The 4,901-nt window shown below is 64.0% G+C and carries 9 protein-coding genes and 1 pseudogene; 1 reads left to right on the top strand and 9 read right to left on the bottom strand.

The features are described 5' to 3' along the window. From WBF82_RS10185 to rplN, 8 genes and pseudogenes are all read right to left on the bottom strand, one after another. Positions 1 to 200, bottom strand: a pseudogene (locus WBF82_RS10185) (30S ribosomal protein S5); the annotation flags it as partial. A gap of 31 nt (positions 201 to 231) precedes the next feature. Continuing rightward, a complete protein-coding gene (rplR, locus tag WBF82_RS10180; RefSeq protein WP_424382914.1) occupies positions 232 to 600 on the bottom strand; it encodes a 50S ribosomal protein L18 in 369 nt (122 codons plus the stop codon). Between the two features lie 41 nt (positions 601 to 641). Then, on the bottom strand, positions 642 to 1,181 hold the full coding sequence (rplF, locus tag WBF82_RS10175) for a 50S ribosomal protein L6 (protein WP_424382913.1): 540 nt from the start codon (positions 1,179 to 1,181) through the stop codon (positions 642 to 644). A gap of 10 nt (positions 1,182 to 1,191) precedes the next feature. Beyond that, the gene (rpsH, locus tag WBF82_RS10170) at positions 1,192 to 1,590 is read right to left on the bottom strand and encodes a 30S ribosomal protein S8 (protein ID WP_424082009.1); all 399 of its coding nucleotides are present in this window, start codon (positions 1,588 to 1,590) and stop codon (positions 1,192 to 1,194) included. A 67-nt stretch (positions 1,591 to 1,657) separates the two neighbouring features. After that, positions 1,658 to 1,843: a type Z 30S ribosomal protein S14 gene (locus tag WBF82_RS10165; RefSeq protein WP_324856480.1), complete on the bottom strand. Its 186-nt coding sequence runs from the start codon at positions 1,841 to 1,843 to the stop codon at positions 1,658 to 1,660. A 4-nt stretch (positions 1,844 to 1,847) separates the two neighbouring features. Next, positions 1,848 to 2,411 (bottom strand): 50S ribosomal protein L5, encoded by a 564-nt coding sequence (gene rplE / locus WBF82_RS10160; RefSeq protein ID WP_424382912.1) that lies wholly within the window; start codon positions 2,409 to 2,411, stop codon positions 1,848 to 1,850. Then, complete coding sequence (rplX, locus tag WBF82_RS10155; RefSeq protein ID WP_424082014.1) at positions 2,408 to 2,731, bottom strand: 50S ribosomal protein L24; 324 nt, start codon at positions 2,729 to 2,731, stop codon at positions 2,408 to 2,410. The genes rplE and rplX overlap by 4 nt, the downstream gene beginning before the upstream one ends. Beyond that, positions 2,732 to 3,100, bottom strand: coding sequence for a 50S ribosomal protein L14 (gene rplN / locus WBF82_RS10150; RefSeq protein WP_424082016.1), 369 nt, complete (start codon positions 3,098 to 3,100; stop codon positions 2,732 to 2,734). A 400-nt stretch (positions 3,101 to 3,500) separates the two neighbouring features. Here rplN and WBF82_RS10145 point away from each other — a divergent pair, with 400 nt between their 5' ends. Further along, on the top strand, positions 3,501 to 4,487 hold the full coding sequence (locus WBF82_RS10145; protein ID WP_424382911.1) for a hypothetical protein: 987 nt from the start codon (positions 3,501 to 3,503) through the stop codon (positions 4,485 to 4,487). Here the strand turns inward: WBF82_RS10145 and WBF82_RS10140 are convergent. Then, positions 4,484 to 4,901, bottom strand: a 418-nt coding sequence (locus tag WBF82_RS10140) for a DinB family protein (protein ID WP_424382910.1), incomplete at its 5' end; no start/stop codon positions are given. The genes WBF82_RS10145 and WBF82_RS10140 overlap by 4 nt on opposite strands.

Here is a 4,901-nt window from a genome sequence, read left to right as displayed (position 1 = left end):
CGCCGACCACCCTTGACCACCTTGGAAACACGGTTGATGGTGACGACGCGCTCCAAGTAGTTGCTCTTGTCCCCGTCGCGGTCGCGACCGCCGCGGCGGTCATCGCGGCGGCCTCGGCCCTCGCGTGTGTCACGACCTGCGCCACGAGTGTCACCGTGGCCGGTCGCCTGGCCGGCCGTTCCGGCCGGTTGCTCCGCCATTATGCGGTCCTTCCAAAGTCGTTGCTTGTCATCAGAACTTCAACCCGCTTTCGCGCGCGGCGTCGGCCAGTGCCGCGATCCGCCCGCCGTAGGTGTAGCCCCCGCGGTCGAACACCACCGTTTCGACCCCGGCCGCTTTGGCCCGCTCGGCGATCAGCTGGCCGACCCGCACGCTGTGGGCCTTCTTGTCGCCGTCCACGCCCCGCACGTCGGCCTCGATCGACGAGGCCGCGGCCACCGTCGTGCCGTTGAGGTCGTTGACCAGCTGCACATGGATGTGCCGCGACGAGCGGTGTACCACCAGGCGCGGACGCTCCGGGGTACCCGAGATCTTCTTGCGCAGCCGAGCGTGCCTGCGCAGCCGGGACTTCCGTCGCTCGGCGGACACGCTCTGGCCCACCGACTTTGGTGCGGCGGTATCAGCTTTTGATTGCGCCATGACTACTTACCTGTCTTTCCGACCTTGCGGCGGATCTGCTCACCCTCGTAGCGCACGCCCTTGCCCTTGTAGGGGTCAGAGCGGCGCAGCCGACGGATGTTCGCCGCGATCTGGCCGACCTTCTGCTTGTCAATCCCGGAGATCGAGAACTTCGTCGGCGATTCGACCGCGAAGGTGACACCGTCAGGTGCCGTGATCACCACGGGATGGCTGTATCCCAACGCGAACTCGAGGTTGGAACCTTTGAGCTGCACGCGATAGCCGACACCGAAGATCTCCATCTTCGTGGTGTAGCCCTGTGTCACCCCGGTCACCAGGTTCGACACCAGCGTGCGGGACAACCCGTGCAGCGAACGGTTGTGCCGCTCGTCGTCGGGACGGGCGACCACGATGGCGCCGTCCTCGTTGCGGGCCACGGTGATCGGTTCGGCGACCGTCAGGTCCAGGGAGCCCTTGGGTCCCTTGACCGAGACGTGCTGGCCGTCGATCGTCACCTCGACCCCGGTGGGAATCGGAACCGGCTGCTTACCAATGCGCGACATGATTAACCCCTCACCACACGTACGCGAGGACTTCGCCGCCCACGCCCTGTCTGGCTGCCTGACGGTCGGTGAGCAGGCCCGAGGAGGTCGAAATGATCGCCACGCCCAGCCCGCCGAGCACTCGCGGCAGGCCGGTCGACTTGGCGTACACCCGCAACCCCGGCTTGGAGACCCGCCGCAAACCGGCGATGCTGCGCTCCCGGCTGGGTCCGTACTTGAGCTGAACGACCAGCGCCTTACCGACGCGCGCATCTTCGGTGCGATAGTCGGTGATGTAACCCTCCCGCTTGAGGATCTCGGCGATGTTGGCCTTGATCTTCGAGTGCGGCAGCGTCACCTCGTCGTGATACGCCGAATTGGCGTTGCGCAGACGTGTCAAAAAGTCTGCGATCGGATCCGTCATCGTCATGACAGCGGTGTTGCCTTCCTCGCAACGGTTCCCGGTCGGGGCCTGCTGCGCACCTGTTCTGGGTCTGTTACCAACTGCTCTTCTGCACGCCGGGCAATTCGCCGGCGTGCGCCATTTCGCGCAGGCAGATCCTGCACAGTCCGAACTTGCGGAACACCGCGCGCGGACGGCCGCACCTGCCGCAGCGGGTGTAGCCCCGCACCGCGAACTTGGGCTTGCGTGCGGCCTTGTTAACTAATGCCTTCTTCGCCATCTGGTCAGTTCTCCTTGAACGGAAAGCCGAGGGCCCGCAACAGCGCTCGCCCTTCGTCGTCGGTCGTCGCTGAGGTGACGACGGTGATGTCCATGCCACGGACCCGGTCGATCTTGTCCACGTCGACCTCGTGGAACACCGACTGCTCGGCCAGCCCGAATGTGTAGTTGCCCGAGCCGTCGAACTGCTTGGGCGAGAGCCCGCGGAAGTCGCGGATACGCGGCAGCGCAATCGATGTGAGCCGGTCGAGGAACTCCCACATCCGGTCACCGCGCAGGGTCACCCGCGCGCCGATCGGCATGCCCTCGCGCAATTTGAACTGCGCAATCGACTTGCGCGCCTTGCGAATCTCGGGCCGCTGCCCGGTAATCGCGGCCAAGTCGCTGACGGCGCCGTTGATCAGCTTGGCGTCCCGGGCGGCGTCACCGACGCCCATGTTGACGACAACCTTCACCACGCTCGGGATCTGCATGACGTTGGCGTACTTAAACTCTTTATGGAGCGCGTCCCGAATTTCACTGCGGTATCGCGCTTTGAGCCGTGGCTGAACTTTCTCTGCAGTCGTCATGCCTGGATGTCCTTGCCGTTGCGCTTGGAGATTCGGACCCGCTTGCCAGTCTCCTCGTCGAGGCGATAGCCAACCCGGGCCGGCTTGCCGTCGGAGTCGACCACCATCACGTTAGAGACGTGAATCGGGGCTTCCTGCGTGACGATCCCGCCCGACCGCGCTCCGCGCTGGTTAGTCGAGATCGGAGTGTGCTTCTTAATCCGGTTGACGCCCTCGACGAGCACCTTGTTGCGGGTCGGGTAGGCCTGCAGCACCTTGCCTTTGGCGCCCTTGTCCTTGCCCGAGATGACCAGGACGGTGTCACCCTTGTGGATCTTCACCTACAACACCTCCGGGGCGAGCGAGACGATCTTCATGAAGCGCTTCTCACGCAGCTCGCGGCCGACCGGCCCGAAAATGCGGGTTCCACGCGGGTCGTTGTCGGGCTTGATGATGACGGCGGCGTTCTCGTCGAACTTGATGTAGCTGCCGTCGGCGCGGCGGCGCTCCTTGACAGTGCGGACCACCACGGCCTTCACCACCTCACCGCGTTTGACGTTGCCACCGGGGATGGCGTCTTTGACCGTCGCCACGATGACGTCGCCGATACCGGCGTACCGCCGCCCCGAGCCGCCGAGTACGCGGATGCACAAGATCTCCCTGGCGCCGGTGTTGTCGGCCACCTTCAGCCGCGATTCCTGCTGAATCACTAGATCTCCTGACCTGGTTCACGTATACAGCCAGGCACTGATAAGCCCGTGGACGCTGGAAACGCATAGTCCACCCGACCTGTCATGCATGGTCTTCGTCACTGAAGGGCACGCGGGGCTGGCTGATAATGCTTGGCGCCAGCCGAGGTCTGCCCACGGCAACCCCTAGAGTTTAGGTGAAGACCTGCTCACAGCCAAATTCTTGGCCGAAGCGACGAAAGAGGCGGCTCGCCTGCTCATGGTGTCCCGGTATTCGATACCTATCCTGCGGGTTTGTCTAGCGCTGGTTTTCGCGCTGTGCACGTCATGTGTTCACCTACCGGCCTCGCATCCGGGTTCCGGTGCGGCGCCGGGACGATCAGTCGGGCGGCCCGGATGTGGCCCGCCGATCAGTTACCAAGTGTTCCAAAAGGACGCCTTCGGGGCTGACTGGTCCAAAGCCAACGGCCTGCTGGCCTACAACGCCAAGGGCAGCGACGGCCACTACCACATCTATACGGTCAAGCCGGACGGTGCGAACCGTGCACAGTTCGGGGCAGGCGCAGTGAACTTCCCGCAGCGCACGGCCGGCTCGCCGGTGTGGAGCCCGTCGGGCAAGTTCATCGCGTTCGTGGCCGAGAAACCGGATCACCCGGGCGACTCGGTGGTCGCTACCCCCGGCTGGGGTAGCTACTCCGACCTGTGGGTGGCCAGCGCCGACGGGTCACACGCATGGCAGCTCACCGACCTCCCGACCGACAAAGACCACGGCACGATCATCCCGGAGTTCTCCCCCGACGGTCGGCTGCTCGAATGGACCGAGCGGACCAAGGTACCCCGGGTCCTCAACCCCAATCGCTTCGCCGGGTTCTGGGTCATCAAGGTCGCCGACTTTAACGTCAACACGGATGGCACACCCTCGCTGTCTGACATTCGTACCGTCTCCCCCGGCGGCGATGCCTTCAATGAGAGCGGCGGATTCTCCGCCGACTCGTCGTCTCTGGTGTTCACCAGCGACTTCGAAACCCAGAACTTCTGGAAGAATCAGATCTACCGTCTCGACCTCAAGTCCGGCGCGATCACTCGCCTTACCCGCGGCGACAGCTACAACGAGCATCCCCGCTACACGCCCGACGGGCAGGTGTTGTGGATGACCAACGCCGGCAACCCATCACATGGCACTGACTGGTGGACGATGAGTCCGGATGGGTCGAATCCGCAGCGGCTCAGCGACTTCAACATAGGAGACAACGCTAAGGTTTTCGGTGGGAAGCCGGTGTGGGCCACCGTCGTTCAGACCGCCAACTGGGACCCCGACGACGGTTCCTTTTATGGCGATGTCGAGACCAACCTTTTGACTTCCGACAGCGTGATAGCGCGGATTGCGCTCACCTGCCACGGTTCTTAGGTTGCGGACGGCCCGCCAATGCCGCCAATTCTGCGGATGTCGCCAAGATGATGAACGCCCTCGTGCATTGCCTGCCGGACCAGCCAACGCGCTGTCCGATCCTCGCCGGGCAGCCGAGTAGCGATGCGGTCCCAGTCCCCCTCTTCGGTACGGGCGACTTGTTCACAGAAACCTGTTGTTGCTGAACCGAGTTCGCCCAGAGTGGCTTCGAAATCGCAGCCGTTGTAGCGGAATCGACGCGCTCGGAGATCGTTGAACATCGGCTCCAGTGCTGGCCGATCCTCGGCGCGAACGCGATGCAGTCGGATGGTAAAGGCCATGTACACATCGCGAAGATGGCAAAGATACTCGGCGACTGACCAGACTTGCGGGCGCGGGCGCACCCGGCGCGCCTCAACCGGGATGGCGGAGACC

The sequence above is a fragment of the Mycobacterium sp. genome, from assembly GCF_049673265.1.
In the GTDB taxonomy this organism is placed as follows: domain Bacteria; phylum Actinomycetota; class Actinomycetes; order Mycobacteriales; family Mycobacteriaceae; genus Mycobacterium.
This window is presented reverse-complemented; position numbering and strand designations above follow the sequence as displayed.

Bases quoted from the DNA above. Each gene is read 5' to 3' on its own strand.
- rplF (WP_424382913.1), bottom strand. From the start codon at position 1,181: ATGTCGCGCATTGGTAAGCAGCCGGTTCCGATTCCCACCGGGGTCGAG.
- rpsH (WP_424082009.1), bottom strand. From the start codon at position 1,590: ATGACGATGACGGATCCGATCGCAGACTTTTTGACACGTCTGCGCAAC.
- WBF82_RS10165 (WP_324856480.1), bottom strand. From the start codon at position 1,843: ATGGCGAAGAAGGCATTAGTTAACAAGGCCGCACGCAAGCCCAAGTTC.
- rplE (WP_424382912.1), bottom strand. From the start codon at position 2,411: ATGACGACTGCAGAGAAAGTTCAGCCACGGCTCAAAGCGCGATACCGC.